General features: G+C 63.1%; 1 pseudogene. It reads right to left on the reverse strand.

From position 1 onward, the window contains the following. Positions 1-241 (reverse strand): annotated as a pseudogene (locus tag SB724_RS21605) (FAD-binding protein); the annotation flags it as partial.

Consider the following 241-nt stretch of genomic DNA (forward strand, 5'->3'; position numbering starts at 1 on the left):
CTGCCGGGGCATGGTCCAGGGGGAGCAGGAATTCGCTCTGCAGTTCTTCGCCGTTGCTGGGAGTGAACTCATGGCGGAAATGGGGCAACCGGTCCAGCCAAGGGCCGGCCACGTCCAACTGTTCCGTGCAGTTCTCCGCTGACATGTCCGGGAGGGGATGCATCGCCACTGTGGCCGGGATGGCTCCAAACATGTCAGCAAGGGGCGCATCGGTTTCCAGCGCTTTGATCCACACCTGGGG

Origin of the sequence: Bacillus sp. SIMBA_031, assembly GCF_046535225.1 — a bacterium.
In the GTDB taxonomy this organism is placed as follows: domain Bacteria; phylum Bacillota; class Bacilli; order Bacillales; family Bacillaceae; genus Bacillus; species Bacillus velezensis.